Source organism: Engelhardtia mirabilis, from assembly GCF_007748095.1.
Classification (GTDB): domain Bacteria; phylum Planctomycetota; class UBA1135; order UBA1135.
Genome location: NZ_CP036287.1, coordinates 4,251,035 through 4,265,454 on the forward strand (window position 1 = coordinate 4,251,035; position 14,420 = coordinate 4,265,454).

General features: G+C 71.1%; 11 protein-coding genes. 8 read left to right on the forward strand and 3 right to left on the reverse strand.

Annotated features, from left to right (window positions below):
* Positions 1-143: 143 nt before the first annotated feature.
* Entirely contained in the window at positions 144-1,601 is a 1,458-nt protein-coding gene (locus Pla133_RS15765; RefSeq protein ID WP_145066919.1) for an ankyrin repeat domain-containing protein, read from the reverse strand.
* A 501-nt stretch (positions 1,602-2,102) separates the two neighbouring features.
* On the opposite strand from Pla133_RS15765, the gene Pla133_RS15770 reads away from it, so the two are divergent.
* The 8 genes from Pla133_RS15770 (at position 2,103) to Pla133_RS15805 (ending at position 10,070) form a co-directional block, all read left to right on the forward strand.
* Positions 2,103-3,113: a DnaJ C-terminal domain-containing protein gene (locus Pla133_RS15770; RefSeq protein WP_145066922.1), complete on the forward strand. Its 1,011-nt coding sequence runs from the start codon at positions 2,103-2,105 to the stop codon at positions 3,111-3,113.
* Positions 3,110-3,361, forward strand: coding sequence for a hypothetical protein (locus tag Pla133_RS15775; RefSeq protein ID WP_145066924.1), 252 nt, complete (start codon positions 3,110-3,112; stop codon positions 3,359-3,361). The genes Pla133_RS15770 and Pla133_RS15775 overlap by 4 nt, the downstream gene beginning before the upstream one ends.
* 258 nt (positions 3,362-3,619) lie before the next feature.
* Positions 3,620-4,693: an RMD1 family protein gene (locus Pla133_RS15780; protein ID WP_145066926.1), complete on the forward strand. Its 1,074-nt coding sequence runs from the start codon at positions 3,620-3,622 to the stop codon at positions 4,691-4,693.
* A gap of 3 nt (positions 4,694-4,696) precedes the next feature.
* A complete protein-coding gene (locus Pla133_RS15785; RefSeq protein WP_145066928.1) occupies positions 4,697-5,419 on the forward strand; it encodes a cysteine peptidase family C39 domain-containing protein in 723 nt (240 codons plus the stop codon).
* A 12-nt stretch (positions 5,420-5,431) separates the two neighbouring features.
* Positions 5,432-6,895 carry a RimK family protein gene (locus tag Pla133_RS15790; RefSeq protein WP_145066930.1) on the forward strand — a complete coding sequence of 488 codons (1,464 nt, stop codon included), beginning with the start codon at positions 5,432-5,434 and terminating at the stop codon, positions 6,893-6,895.
* On the forward strand, positions 6,892-8,133 hold the full coding sequence (locus Pla133_RS15795) for a carboxylate-amine ligase (protein ID WP_145066932.1): 1,242 nt from the start codon (positions 6,892-6,894) through the stop codon (positions 8,131-8,133). The genes Pla133_RS15790 and Pla133_RS15795 overlap by 4 nt, the downstream gene beginning before the upstream one ends.
* Positions 8,130-8,825 (forward strand): N-formylglutamate amidohydrolase, encoded by a 696-nt coding sequence (locus Pla133_RS15800; RefSeq protein WP_145066934.1) that lies wholly within the window; start codon positions 8,130-8,132, stop codon positions 8,823-8,825. Before Pla133_RS15795 ends, Pla133_RS15800 begins: the two co-directional genes overlap by 4 nt.
* Positions 8,826-8,882: 57 nt before the next feature.
* Positions 8,883-10,070, forward strand: coding sequence for an ATP-grasp domain-containing protein (locus Pla133_RS15805; protein WP_145066936.1), 1,188 nt, complete (start codon positions 8,883-8,885; stop codon positions 10,068-10,070).
* 30 nt (positions 10,071-10,100) lie between these two features.
* Here the strand turns inward: Pla133_RS15805 and Pla133_RS15810 are convergent, their stop codons facing one another.
* Together Pla133_RS15810 and Pla133_RS15815 are read right to left on the reverse strand one after the other, a co-directional pair.
* Positions 10,101-13,175, reverse strand: coding sequence for an efflux RND transporter permease subunit (locus tag Pla133_RS15810; RefSeq protein ID WP_145066938.1), 3,075 nt, complete (start codon positions 13,173-13,175; stop codon positions 10,101-10,103).
* The gene (locus Pla133_RS15815; protein WP_419191585.1) at positions 13,172-14,353 is read right to left on the reverse strand and encodes an efflux RND transporter periplasmic adaptor subunit; all 1,182 of its coding nucleotides are present in this window, start codon (positions 14,351-14,353) and stop codon (positions 13,172-13,174) included. The genes Pla133_RS15810 and Pla133_RS15815 overlap by 4 nt, the downstream gene beginning before the upstream one ends.
* Between the last annotated feature and the right edge of the window lie 67 nt (positions 14,354-14,420).

Sequence of the window (14,420 nt, forward strand, 5' to 3'; positions counted from 1 at the left end):
GGAGAATGCAAAAACGCAGTCGCTGGCGAGAGGTGCTCGATCCGAGGACAGTGGGGCTCGCGCGCACCCCGGCCGCGATGCGATCGGGAGCAGGTCCCCCAAATGGGGGATCCGCTCTCCGCATGCGGCGCTCAGGCTCGGGCTCAGAGTTCTCGCAGACTCGCCGCCACCCGCTCGTGACCGCCGGCGAGGGCCAGATCGAGGGGCGTCGCGCCCGCCCGTACCTGCCGGTAGCCCACGGCATCGATCCGCGCGCCCCGCTGGACCAGGTAGCGCACGAGCTCGTCGTGCCCGCGCCAGGCAGCCAGGTGCAGCGCCGTCTCGCCGCCGCTCTCCTGCTCCAGATCCGCCCCGTACTCGAGCAACAGCTCGGCCGCCTCCACCGAACCTCCGCCGATGGCCGGGTACCACATCACGGCAAAGTCGTGCGGGCCTCGCTCGTGGATCAGCAGTGGGTCCTGGGCCAGCAGCCAACGCGCGTGCTGCAGGTCCCCCACGCTGATCGCCGTCGGCAGGGAGAGCGGAGCACCGTGGTCGAGGTGTACCTGAATGAGCTCGGCCTGCCCCGTGTGCCCGCAGGCCTCGATGGCCAACTCGTCATCGGCCGAGATGGCGTGGACCAGACGCGGCTCGGCGGCGAGCAGTTCCGCCACCCGCGCGCGATTGAAGTGCGACAGTCCCGTGATCTCGCTCTGTGCGGCTTGCGACACGTCATCGAGGGGATCGAGCACGAAGGGCTGGCGACTCTGGTCGAAGGCGAACCGGGAAGCGCGGTGGTCCCGCGCGATCGACGACTGCCGCTCCAGGAGCTCCACTCCCGGCGCCCACTCCAGCTCACGAGCCAGGTCCAAGGGCCGACGTCCGTGCTCGTCGCAGGCGTAGGGATCGCCGCCCTTGCGCAGGACCATGGCCACGAGCCGCGTATCGCGCGCCCGCACCGCGCCGTGCAGCACGCTGTCGCCCCTCGCCTGGGGCACGTTCGGATCGCCGCCGTTGCTGAGGATGTCCATCCCCGCGAGCAGGGCCCCCACCGGGTCGCGGCACTGCATCGCCGCCCGCGCCGGACTGAAGCCGCTGCCCCCCACCGGACGCCCGTCCGAGTCGCATCCGAGCGACCGCAGCCGGTACTGCTCGGCGCCACCAACCAGAGCACTGGCGTAGAGCGGATTGCCGCCGATCGGATGGGAACGGTTGATCGCCCGGGAATCCGCGGCCGCGAGCTGTTCCACCAGCGGCCAATCCGCCGCCAACACGGCCTCGACCAGGTCGAGCTCGAGGCCCCGCTCCCGGAGCAACTCACCGATCTGCCCGTGGCCCGACAGGTGCGCCAGCACGAACGCCGAGCGCCCCTGACCGTCGACCACCCGCACCAGCCGCGCGTCGGTAGCGAGCATGCGACCGACGCCCGGTGCATCCCCCCGTTGGACGAGTTGCAGGAACCGGCGACTGGACGTCTCGAAGGAAGTGGGCGGAGTCGCGGAGCAAGCCCCCAGGGCCGCACCCGCCGCGCCACCGCCGATCAGGGCCAGCAGCCGACGACGGCTGAGCGGTGGACCCAGGTCGAAGCAGCCGGCGTTGCGACGATTCGAGGCGGTGCTCATGGGCGCTATCCTGGCCCGCCCAGCGAGCGGGCGACAACGAACCTGCCCCCCCGCAGCCCGGGATCCCCTCGACGGGGGGCCCGTGGCCGACGCGAGTCGGGCCTCCCCGCCCCGACCGTCGCGGCCGAACCGGGGGAGTGTCCTCGCGGGTACCACCCCGACGACCAAGCCCGCTTCGGTCACCAGGATTCGTGGCCAGTGCGTCCGACTCGTCCGTCGGCCGCCGCTTGGGCGTGCTGGGCGCGGATCCTGATGACCGAAGTGGGCAAGTGTCCTGGATCGGAAATTCGGCGTCACTGCCCGGAGGTCCGATCGATGCTGGCTAGTGTCCTGGATCCGAAATTCGGCGTCACTTCCCGGAGGTCCGATCGATGCTGGCTAGGCGCGCCGACGACGCGTATCCGCTGCGATACTCGGAGGAGGCGCTGGCGACGCCAGCGGCGATCGGAGCCCGGGAAGTGACGCCGAATTTCGGATCCAGGACACTAGACTCCGCCCAGATTGAAGTTCCAGGACTACTACGAGGTCCTCGGGGTGGAGCGCGACGCGAGCCCCGAGCGGATCAAGAAGGCCTACCGGAAGTTGGCCTTGAAGTGGCATCCGGACCAGCACTCCAGCGGCGACACGGCCGAGGCGGAGGCGCGCTTCAAGCGCATCAGCGAGGCCTACGAGGTGCTGTCGGACCCCGAGAAGCGGGCCCGCTTCGACCGCTTCGGCGAGCACTGGGAGCAGGGCCAGGACTTCCAGCCCCAGCCCGACCAGCCGACCATGTCGCGCGAGGAGTTCGAGCGCGCCTTCGGTGGCGGCGGCGGCTTCTCCGACTTCTTCCAGAGCATGTTCGGCGATCAGGTCCGCGGGGACTTCGGCGGCGGACCGGGGCGTCACGGGCGCTACCGCTACCGCGGCGCCGACGTGCGAGCCGAGCTGCGACTGTCGATCTCCGACGCCCTCGCCGGCGGTCGGCGCAGCTTCCAGATCGCCGCCCAGGCGACCTGCCCGAGCTGCGCCGGCACCGGCTTCGTGGGCCAGCACGTCTGCCCCTCCTGCGCCGGGGTGGGCAGCGTGCCGCAGTCCAAGACCGTCGAGCTCAAGATCCCCACCGAGCTGCGCGACGGCTTGCCCCTGCGGCTCAAAGGTCTGGGCGAGCCCGGCCCGGAGGGCAGCGAGAACGGCGACCTGTTCCTGACCCTGCGCCTGGACGACGACGACCGCACCCAGGTTCAGGGTGACGACTTGGAGACGCGTGTGACGGTCACGCCCTGGGAAGCCGAGGACGGCACCAAGGTCGACGTGCGCACGGCCAAGGGCCTGGCCAGCGTCAAGGTGCCGCCCGGGTCCCGCAGCGCTCGGCGCTTGCGGCTCAAGGGTCAAGGCCTGGCCAAGCGCGGCGGCGGCCACGGCGACCTGTTCGTGCGCCTGGAACTCGACCTGCCGCGCGAACTCACGGAGCGGCAGAAGCAGCTCCTGCGCGAACTCGGCGAGGCCGCGGCAGCGGGCGGAGGCTCCCAGTGAATCGCGAGCCGATCCTGCACGAGGGCGAGCGGTACCTCAGCCTCGAGGTCGTGGCCGAGATCTACCAGGTGCGCGCGGTGGTCCTGCGCGAGGTCTACGAGCGCGGCCTCCTGGGCGAGGGCCTGACCCACGATTCGACGGTCTGCATCGCCACCCTCGCCCTGGATCGAGTCGCGACGATCGTGCGCCTGCACGAGGTCCATGGGCTCGATCCCGACGCGATCGCAGCGCACCTGGGCGCGGATTGACCGGCGCGCGACGGCGGGGTGCTGCTCGCGCCCCACATCGCCCCGTGAGCGGTTTTCGCTCCGATCGGGTGCGGTCGACGACCACCACCCTCCCCGATCGCGGTCGAGCCGGTTGGCCCCATCCCGCGTGCAGTCGGCGCCCCGCATGGTTCGGCCGATTCGAGTCGATCCTCGGCGGTCCGGGCCCTCCTGCCACTTGCGCGGGAACCGGGTGAAGACGAGTATTCGTCACCCCCCGTCGTGCGCGGCGAGGGATCCATGAACCTTCGAGGTACCTGCTCCATCCTCTTCTGCCTGGACCTTGCGCGCGAGATCGATCTCACCAAGGCCCAGGACCGACTCACGGCCTGGCACCGGGCGACCTTTCACCACAAGAGCCGCGTGTTGACCGGCGACGCAGCGCTGCCGCCCCTGCGCCTGTCGATCGACGTGGTGCCGCCGGCCCTGGGCACCTGGAGCATGGCCCCGCAGGTGGAGTTCGCCATCTACGAGCAGGGCGCCCTGTGCGTCACTTGGCGCCTGCCCTTCGACGGTCCCTTGGACGAACTGGTCGACCTCTCGGTCGACCTCTACGACCACGCGGAACTCCGCGACCACTCGCGGCGGCTCGGCGTGGACCTCTTGGCTTCCCTGGACTCCGCGGCCGACCGGCCGCTGGTCTCCGATGTGATCGAGGACTACGTGGTGTTCGAGATCTCGGACCCTGAGGTCGACCTGGAGCATCCCGGCGAAAAGCTGCGTGGCGATCTGGCGCGGATTCTGCGGGCCGAGCGGGACACCCTGTCGACCCAGGAGGTCGAGGACGCCCTCTCCGACCGAGTCTCCTACCGCAAGGGCGAGGTCTGCTTCGTCGACTGGCTGGGGGCCCTGCTCGTGGGCCGCTCCACCGAGGACGAGCGGCTGGTGCTCGAGCTGGCCACCGTCGAGCTGCTCGAGCTGCGCCTGCTCGACGCCCAGCTCGACCAGGAGATCGATGAGGCCTACCGCATGATGGAGCGGCGCCCGAACCCCTGGACGGCGCTGACCGTGCAGGGCCGCGAGTTGCACCGCATCGGGCGCATGCAGGCCGACGGGGCCGTGCTCCACGAGCGCGTCGACAACGCCCTCAAGCTGCTGGGCGACGACTACCTCGCCCGGCTCTATCGAACTGCCGCCGATCGCTTCCACTTCAACGACTGGGACGTATCGATCGAGCGCAAGCTGGGCTTCCTTCGCAACACCTACGAGAGCCTGGCCGGCCTGGCCTCACACCGCCGATCCGAGTTGCTCGAGTGGATCATCATCGTGCTGATCGCGGTCGAGATCGTCCTGTACTTCTTCCCACTGCGCTGACCCATGAACGAGCGGCCGGAGGGCGAGCGGCTGGTCTCATTCGAGATCCAGCGGCAGCCGAACGACGAGACCTGCGGGGCCACCTGCCTGAGCGCGATCTACCGCTACTTCGAAGCCGAAGTCCCGGTCGAGACCCTCATCGAGCAGATCCCGACCCTGGAGGACGGGGGCACCTTGGGGGTGCTGCTGGCCACCGACGCCCTCAAGCGCGGCTACGACGCGACCCTGTTGACCTGGAACCTGCGTCTGTTCGATCCCACATGGTTCGGCCTGCCGGCGGGAGACCTGCAGGACAAGCTGCGCGCGCGGGCGGCTGCCAAGCAGAACGCCAAGCTGGGCTTCGCGGCCCAGGCCTACATCGACTTCCTCGACCAGGGCGGGAAGATCGAGATGCGCGACCTGACGCCCGGGTTGCTGCTGGGTTTCCTGCGTCGCCGCCTGCCGATCCTGACCGGCCTGTCGGCCACCTTCCTGTACCGCGATCCGCGCGAGCGCCCGGCCGACGACACGCCCGATGACATCGCCGGTGATCCGGTCGGGCACTTCACCGTGCTCACCGGCTATACCCCCTCCTCGCGAGAGCTGCTGGTCTCCGACCCACTGCACCCCAATCCCCTCTCGGTGAAACACACCTACCCGGTCGATATCGATCGCCTGGTGGGCGCCATCTACCTCGGTGTCCTGACCTACGACGCCAATCTGGTCGTGATCGAGCCGCGAGGCTGAGGCCCATCTCCCATGCGGACCATTGTCGTCGTCAGTCGCCCCAGTGACTGGCCCTTGGAGATCCCAGGGGTCGAGGTCGTGCGCGCCCGTGACTACCTGACCGACCCGGCCTGGGTCGCCGAGCGGGGCGTGCGGATGTTCAACCTGACGCGCTCCTACCGCTACCAGTCGGAGGGCTACTACGTGTCCCTCCTGGCCGCGGCGCGGCGCCACCGGCCCTTCCCGGATCTGATGACGATCCTGGACATGAAGAGCCGCTCGCTGGTCCGCAACGTGGACGACGAGCTGGACGACCTGATCCAGAAGAGCCTGCAGGACATCCGTTCGGAGCGCTTCGAGCTGAGCGTCTACTTCGGCAACAACCTGGCCAAGCGCCACCAGCGCCTGGCGCGCAGCCTCTTCGCGCGCTTCCCGGCGCCCCTGTTCAGGGCCGTGTTCCAGGGCGGTGAGCGCTGGCACCTGACGAGCCTGGCGCCGATCGCCCTGCGCGAGGTGCCCAAGAGCCACTGGGAGGCGCTGCAAGAGGCGGCGGTGGAGCACTTCGCGCGGCGGCGCTATCGCACCCGCTCGCGCAAGGAGTCGCGCTACGACCTGGCGATCCTGCACGACCCCGAGGAGGAACTGGCGCCCTCCGATCCCAAGGCCCTGGAGCGCTTCCGCACCGCGGCCGAGAGCGTGGGCTTCGGGGTCGAGATGATCACCCGCGACGACTTCGGACGGCTGGGCGAGTTCGACGCCCTGTTCATCCGCGAGACCACCGCGATCAACCACCACACCTTCCGCTTCGCCCACCGGGCCGAGGCCGAGGGCCTGGTGGTGATCGACGATCCCCAGTCGATCCTGCGCTGCACCAACAAGGTCTACCAGACCGAGGCCCTGGCCCTGGCCGGGGTGGCCGTGCCCAAGACCTGGATCACCGACCGCGTGGACGCCGACGAGGTGGCCGAGCGGATCGGATTCCCGTGCGTGCTCAAGCTGCCGGACAGCGCCTTCTCCCAGGGCGTCGTCAAGTGCGCCGACGCCGCCGAGCTCGAGGAGGTCGGCGCGCGCATCCTGGGTCAGACCGAGCTGCTGCTGGTCCAGGAGTTCACGCCCTCCGAGTTCGATTGGCGCGTGGGCGTGTTCGCCGGAGAGGTGCTGTACGTGTGCCGCTACCTGATGGCGCGCGGGCACTGGCAGATCGTCAAGAAGAACGACAGCGGAGGCTTCCGCTACGGCCGCACGGAGCCGGTGGATCCGGCCGAGGCGCCCGCCGCCGTACTCAAGGCCGCCCTGCGTGCCGCGGTCACCATCGGCGACGGCCTGTACGGCGTCGATCTCAAACAGTTCGGTCGCCGCGTGGTGGTGATCGAAGTCAACGACAACCCCAACATCGACGCTGGCTGCGAGGACGCGCTCCTCAAACAGGAGCTGTACCGTCGAATCATGGCTGGCATGCTGGCGCGGGTCGAACAGAAGAAGGGCGTGGGGAGATGACAGAGCGGACGTTGGGCCTGTTCGAGGGTTACGGGATCGAGATCGAGTCGATGGTCGTCGATCGCGAGAGCCTCGACGTGCGCTCGATCTCGGACCAGGTGCTGCGCGAGGTCACCGGCGCGGACGAGTGGATCGAGGACCACGACGACGGCCCGATCGGTTGGTCGAACGAGCTCGTGACCCACGTGCTCGAGCTCAAGACCAACGGACCGGCGCCGTCCTTCCGGGGGCTGGCCGCGCAGTTCCGGGACAGCGCGCGCCGGCTGGGTGTCGCCCTCGAGCGGCACGGCGCGCGCACCATGCCGACCGGCATGCACCCCTGGATGGACCCGACGCGCGAGACGCGCCTTTGGCCCCACGAGACGGGGCCGGTCTACCGCGCCTACGACCGCCTGTTCGACTGCCACCGCCACGGCTGGGCCAACCTTCAGAGCGTGCACCTCAACCTGTCCTTCGACGGCGAGGACGAGTTCGCGCGCCTGTTGGCCGCGGTCCGCATCGTGCTGCCGCTGATCCCGGCCCTGGCCGCCAGCACGCCGATCGTCGAGGGGCGCGTGACCGGCCTGCTGGACAACCGCCTGGAGGTCTATCGCACCAACGCCGAGCGCACACCGGCCATGACCGGCGACGTGATCCCCGAGCCGATCTTCGGCTTCGACGAGTACCGCGAGGTGGTGCACGGCGCCATCGACCGCGAGCTGGCCGTGCTGGGCGCCGATCCGATCCTACGCGGACAGGAGTGGACCAACGCCCGCGGCGCGATCGCGCGCTTCGATCGCATGGCGGTCGAGGTGCGCCTGATCGACGCCCAGGAGTGCGCCCGGGCGGACCTGGCCGTGGCCGCGGCCGTCGCGGGCCTGGTGCGCGGCCTGGTGGAAGAGCGCTGGGCTGCCCACGAAACCCAGCGCGGGGTCCCCACCGCGCCCCTGGCGACGTTGCTGCAACGCACCATCCGCACCGGCCCCGCGACGCCCGTCGACGACCCGGCCTACGCCGATCTGTTCGGCTTCGGGCCCGACGAAGTCGAGACGGTCGGCGAGCTCCTCAAGCGCGTGGTCGAGCCCTCCTTCGCCGACGCGCCCGAGCTCGAGGAACCCCTGGACGTGATCCTGCGCTCCGGCACCCTCGCCCAGCGCGTCCTCGACTCCACCGGTCCCGAGCCCGACCGCGGCACCCTGCGCGAGGTCTACCGCGAGCTGTGCGACTGCATGGACGAGGGGCTCGTCTTCCGGCCGTGAGCCCCGAGTTGGTGCTGTCGTGTGAGCACGGGGGCAACCGCGTGCCGGCCCGCTACCGCAACGTCCTGCGGGGTGCCGAAGCGGCCCTGGCCAGCCACCGCGGCCTGGACCAGGGGGCCGCGCAGCTGGCGCGCCAGGCGGCACGGGCCCTGGGCGCGCCCCTGGTGCTCTCGACCACCACGCGCCTGTTGGTGGACGCCAACCGCTCGCACGACAACCCGGGCTGCTTCTCGGAATGGACGCGCGGGCTGCCCGCCGCGGAGCGAGAGCGACTCCTGGAGCGCTACTGGCGTCCGCACCGGCTCGCGGTGGAACAGGCGGTGGTCGCCAAGGGCCGCCGCCGCGTGCTGCACCTGTCGGTGCACTCCTTCACGCCGGTCTGGAAGGGCGTACAGCGGGACGTGGACGTCGGCCTGCTCTACGACCCGGCGCGGCGCCTCGAGCGAGCCTTCGTGGACGCCTGGTTGGCCGAGCTGGCCGCGTCGCGCCCGGACCTGCGCCTGCGCCGCAACCGGCCCTACCGGGGCACGTCCGACGGATTGACCACGGCCCTGCGCCAGCGTTTCGCGCCGGCGCGCTACCTCGGAGTCGAGCTCGAGGTCTCCCAGCAGTTGACGCTCGGACCTGCGGCGCCGTGGGCCCGACTACGGCGCGAACTGGTGCGATCTCTCGGACGCGCCCTGGCCCGCTGAGCACCGGGACTGGACTGGGGCCGGCCCGCCCCCTATGACTGGCTCCGCGAGCCCCCCATGTCCAAAGGCGACGGCCCACTGCTCCTGATCGGATTCCGCCTCGGCGTGCTCCGCGCCCTGCGCGAGCTCGATCGCCGCGCCATCGTCGTCGTCGACCGCGGGCGACAGGTGCCGGCGGACGAGCGCATCGAGGCGGTGCGCGAGGTCGACCTGCACGGTCCGATCGGCGCCATCGAGTCGCAGGTGCGCGCGGCCCTGGGCCAGCGCGAGCCCGCCGCTGTGCTGGCCCTGGCCGAGCGCACGGTCGTCGTCGCCGCGCACCTGCGGGCCGCGCTCGGGCTGCCGGGCAACTCCCCCGCCACGGCCCTGGCCTGCGCCGACAAGGTCGTGATGAAGCGCGCCATGGACGCGGCCGGCGTGCCCGTGGCGCGTTGGTGCGAACTGCGGCGCGATTCCACTGCTGCCGAGTTGGTCGAGCACCTGGGCCTGCCGCTGGTGATCAAGCCGCGACGTGACTCCGGGGGCCGGCAGCAGCGCAAGCTGGACGACCTTCCGGCGGTCGAGCTGGCCCTGGCCGAGCTGGCCCGGGGCGACGGCTACGACCAGGGCTACGGCTGGCTGGCAGAGGGCTGGATCGACGGGGTCGAGATGAGCGTGGAGAGCTTCGTGCGCGGCGGCGCCTCCCTGTTCGCCAACCCGACCGAGTACTTCGTGCGCCGCCACGCGAACATCCTGCCCGCGCAGCTGCCGCAAGAGACCTGGAGCCAGGTGCGCGAGTTCGCGGCGGCCGCGGTGCGCGCCGTGGGCGTGGAGCGCGGGATGACGCACCTCGAGCTGTTCCAGACCGCGCGCGGCCTGGTCTTCGGCGAGCTTGCCGTCCGGCCGCCCGGGGGACGCTTGATGCAGTTGATCGAACGCGCCTGGGGCTTCGATCCCTGGCGGGCCATGCTCGAGCTGGAGCTGGGTCTCGAGCCGCGGTTTCCCCACGCGCCCGCGCGCTGCGCCGGGGTTTGGCTGTTGCACCCGGGCGCTGGCACCGTGCGTGCGGTCCAGGGCATCGACCAGGCCCGCGCTGTTCCGGACGTGCGGCGAGTCGTGCTCAAGGTCGGCCGCGGCGACCACGTCACCGAGCGTCTGGGCTCGGGCCAGGACGTGTGCGCCGTCTACGCCGAAGCCGAGGAGCGCGATGCCGTGGCCCGGGCGCTCAGCGCCGCGACCGACGCGATTCACTTCGAGCTCGACTGACCGCGACACTGATCGCGCGGCCGGCTGCGCTCAGCTCCGCTGGGCGCGCCGGCGGTGGAAGATCAGGTACACGGCCGGGATCAACACCAGGGTGATCAGGGTCGAGCCGGTCAGGCCGCCGACGACGGTGCGCGCCAGGGGCGCCTGGGCGTCCGCGCCCTCGCCCACTCCCAGCGCCAGGGGCACCAGGGCCAGCACCGTGGTCAAGGTCGTCATCAGGATCGGACGCAGGCGGCGCCGTCCGGCCTCGGCCACGGCGGCGCGCACGTCGCTGCCGTCGGCCACCAAGCGCCCGGCCTGGTCGACGAGCAGGATCGCGTTGTTGACCACGATGCCGCCGAGCATGATGCAACCGATGTAGGTCTGCAGATTGAACGTCGTGTTCGTCAGCCAGAGGGTCAGCAGTACCCCAACGGCGGCCACCGGCACCGAGAGCATCACCACCAGCGGATCGCGCAGGGACTCGTACTGGCAGGCCAGCACCATGTAGACCAGGGCGAGCGCGAGGGCGAAGGAGATCACCAGCTCGCGGAAGGCCTGGGCCTGCTCTTCCACCGATCCGGCCACCTCCAGGTCATGGCCGCTCGGGCGCGCGATCTGCGCCAGGCCCGCCTCGACGTCCTTGGCCACCGAGCCCAGGTCGCGGCCGGTGACGCCGGCTTGAACCGTCACCAGGCGCTGCTGGTTCTTGCGCTCGATCACCAGGGGGCCGCGGCTGGCCACGGTGCTGACGAGATTTCGCAGGGCGACCAGGTCCCCCGCCGGTGTCTGCAGGGTCAGGTCGAGCACCTCGTCCAGGGAGCGCCGCTCGGCGTCGGCGAGCTGTACCAGGATGCGGTAGGAGTTGCCCCCGGCGCGGAACTCCCCCGCACGCGAGCCGGCGAAGGCGGTCTGGATCACGTCCGACACCTGGCGCACGCTGAGGCCCACGTCGGCGATCTTCTGGCGGTCGACGCGCACCTCCTGCTGGGGGATGCCGGCGTCGCGGCTGACCTTCACGTCGGTGACGCCGTCGACCGAGCGCACGACTTCCGCGGCGCGTTCGGCGAGGCTACCGAGGGCGTCCAGGTCATAGCCCCGCACCTCGACCTGCAGACCCTCCTGCTGGCCGAGCACGCGCTCCAGCAGGAACTGGCCCTGGGGCGCGCGGGTGCGCACGACCATGCCCGGGATGCGGCCATCCACCAGGCGCCGCAGCTCGTCGGCGACCTCGACGTTGGAGCGCTCGCGCTGGGCCGCCGGCACCAGGGTCAAGCTGATCTCGCCTGTCGAGGCTGCGGACGCGTTGCGACCGGAGGCCCCCACCGTGACCACGGAGGAAACCAACTCCGGCACGGCCGGCAGGACCAGGGCCTCCATCTGGCGTGTCTGGCGGTCGACCAGGTCGAGGCGCGTGCCGATCTCCATCTCGCCGGAGACGCGCACCTCGCCCTCGTCGCTGGGCGGCAGGAACTCGGAGCCGATCAGGGGGAACAGCGTCAGGCTCGAGCCCAGCATCAGGGCGGCCACCAGCACCGTCGTCCAGGGCCGATCGAGGGCGGTTCCCAAGACGCGCCGGTAGCCCTCGTCGAGCTGGGCCAGGCCGCGGGCGGCGCCGCGCGCGATGGCCGAGCGCGGACCTCCGGCTCGGTCGGCGCCCTCCAGTAGGCGCGATGCGAGCACCGGCACCAGGCTCAGGGAGACCAGCAGCGAACAGACCAGCGCGAAGACGATCACGTAGGCCAGCTCCTGGAACAGCACCCCAGCGACTCCGCGCACGAAAGCCAGGGGCAGGAAGATCACCAGGGTCGTGATCGTGCTGGCGACGATCGCGGTGGCGACTTCGCTGGCGCCCTCGACCGCCGCGCGGCGCACGGGTAAGCCGTCCTCGACGTGCCTGCGGAAGACGTTCTCGAGCACCACGACCGAACTGTCGACCATCATCCCCACGCCCAGGGCGAGGCCGCCGAGGGTCATCAGGTTGAGGGTGAAGCCGCCGAAGTAGACCAGCGCGAAGGTGGCCACGACCGAGATCGGGATGGCCAGGGAGATGACCAGGGTGCTGCGCAGGCTGCCCAGGAAGAACAGCAGCACCAGCACGGCCAGGCCGCTGCCGTAGAGCACCGACTGGGCCACGTTGGAGATCGAGCGCTCGATGAAGTTGCCCTGGTTGGAGACGGGCACCACGCGCAGCTCCGGGTAGAGGGCGTTGACCTCGTCGATCGTCTCCAGGATGCGGCGCGACACCGCGACGGTGTTGGCGTCGGCCTGCTTGCGCACGGCGACGCGGATACCCCGGTCGCCGTCGACGCGCACCAGGCGCGTGAGCTTCTCGTAGGTGTCCACGACCCGCGCCACCTGGCCCTGGGTCACCACCGCGCCGTCGCGCTCGAGCAGCACCGTCTGGCGGATCTCGTCCAGGTCGACGAACTCCGAGGGTGCGCGCAGGGTGACATCAAAGCGGCCCTCCTCGAGCTTGCCCGCCGGGCGATCGAGGTTGGCGTCGCGCACGGCGGTCAGGATGCGATCGAGGGGCACGCCCAGGGCGTTGAGCTGCAAGGGGTCGAGCTCGATCCGCACCTCGCGGTTGAAGCCGCCCCACACGTCCACCTGGGCGACGCCGGGCACGCGCGCGAAGCGGTAGCGCACCTGGTCCTCGACCAGGGCCGTGAGCTCGACCGGGTCGAGCTTGCTCGAGATGCCGAGGATCACCACGGGGAAGCTCGAGACGTCGAACTTCGAGACCCGCGGCCGCCCGACCTCCTCGGGCAGCTCGTCGATCTCGCTCTCGAGCTGGGCCTGGAGCTCGATCGAGGCCGCGTCCAGGTCGGTGCCCCAACTGAAGCGCACGCGCACGGTGCTCGAGCCCTCGGAGGACTCGGAGGAGATCTCCTCCACCCCGGGGACCGTCGCGACGACCTCCTCGACGATCTGGGTCACCAGCCGCTCGACGACCTCGGGGCTCGCGCCCTCGAGCTCGGTGCGCACGGTCACGGTGGGCAGCTCGACGTCCGGCAACAGGTCGATCCGCAGCCGGTCGAGGGAGACCAGGCCCAGGACAACGACCATCAGGGTCACCATGCCCGTGAAGATCGGTCGGGCGACGCTCGCGCGGGGCAGGTTCATCGCGCGGCGGTCGGCTCGGGGGACTCGATCACCACGACCCGCGCGCCGTCGTCGCAGAGTTCCTGACCGAGGGTCACCACGGCGCCGGAGAGGTCCGCGCCGAGGACCTCGACGCGATCGCCTTCGCGAATGCCGAGCTCGACCGGGCGCCAGTGGACGTGCGCGCCGTCGGCGTCGACCAGCAGCACGCCGGTCTTCCCTTCGCGTTCGGTGACGGCGTCCGCGGGCACCGACAGGGCCTCGTCCACGTGGGACAGCTCGAGGGTGGCGCGCACGAACATGCCCGGCTTGAGGGCCGAGTCGGGGTTGGGCAGCTCGATCTCGACCCGCGCCTGACGCGTGGCGCTGCGGAAGACCGGCGCGATTCGGACCACGCGCCCCTCGAAGCTGCGCCCCGGGTAGGCGTCCGTGCTGAGCACCGCGCGTTGGTCGACCGAGAGCAGGCGGTAGTCGCGCTCGGCCACGTAGACCACCGCTTCGATCGGGTCCAGGCGCACCACGGTCATCAGCGCGGCGTTGGGCCCCACGTTGCTGCCCTCGTCCACGGACCGCTCGGCCACGACCCGAAACTGATCGTCACCGTTCCAATCGGCGGTCACGGCCGTGTAGGCCAGGCGGATGCGTGCGGTCTCGAGCGCCGATTCCGCGCGGGTCACGTTGGCGCGCGTGACCTCCAGGCGCGAACGGCTGGCGGCCTCCTCGGAGACCACCGTGTCGAGCTGAGACTCCGAGGCGACGCCGTCCTCGCGCAAGCTCCGCAGCCGCGCCAGGGCGCGCTCGGCGATCGTCTGAGCGCTGCGCGCCTCGGCCTCGACCGCGCGGGCGGCGGCCAGGTCGGCCTCGGCCTGCTGCACCGCCTGGACGAACTCGTCGTCGTCGAGGCGCGCGACGACCTGGCCGCGCTCGACGGGGTCGGCCAGGTCGACCTCGAGCGCGAGGATGCGCCCGCCGACCTTGGGGGCCACGACGAACTCGGCGGAGGCCTCGAGGCTGCCGCTGACGGTGCGCCGGTCGGTGAGCGGCCCGCGCTCCACGGCCCCCACCTCGACGGGCACCGCGCGCTCCTGCTGCGGGCCGGCGGCGCCCGAGGCCCCGCGCTCCGTGCAAGAGCCGAGCAACAGACCGAGCACGCTGGCCGAAGCGAGGATCCTGCGGCGGCGGAGTTGGATTGCGTTCATTGGCGCTGGGGCCAGCGCTGCGTCCATCCGCAGGGGCTCGGCGGCGGAGAGCTTGGCGTTCGACCGA

Bases quoted from the DNA above. Each gene is read 5' to 3' on its own strand.
- Pla133_RS15790 (WP_145066930.1), top strand. From the start codon at position 5,432: ATGCGGACCATTGTCGTCGTCAGTCGCCCCAGTGACTGGCCCTTGGAG.
- Pla133_RS15805 (WP_145066936.1), top strand. From the start codon at position 8,883: ATGTCCAAAGGCGACGGCCCACTGCTCCTGATCGGATTCCGCCTCGGC.
- Pla133_RS15785 (WP_145066928.1), top strand. From the start codon at position 4,697: ATGAACGAGCGGCCGGAGGGCGAGCGGCTGGTCTCATTCGAGATCCAG.
- Pla133_RS15780 (WP_145066926.1), top strand. From the start codon at position 3,620: ATGAACCTTCGAGGTACCTGCTCCATCCTCTTCTGCCTGGACCTTGCG.
- Pla133_RS15815 (WP_419191585.1), bottom strand. From the start codon at position 14,353: ATGAACGCAATCCAACTCCGCCGCCGCAGGATCCTCGCTTCGGCCAGC.
- Pla133_RS15810 (WP_145066938.1), bottom strand. From the start codon at position 13,175: ATGAACCTGCCCCGCGCGAGCGTCGCCCGACCGATCTTCACGGGCATG.
- Pla133_RS15795 (WP_145066932.1), top strand. From the start codon at position 6,892: ATGACAGAGCGGACGTTGGGCCTGTTCGAGGGTTACGGGATCGAGATC.
- Pla133_RS15765 (WP_145066919.1), bottom strand. From the start codon at position 1,601: ATGAGCACCGCCTCGAATCGTCGCAACGCCGGCTGCTTCGACCTGGGT.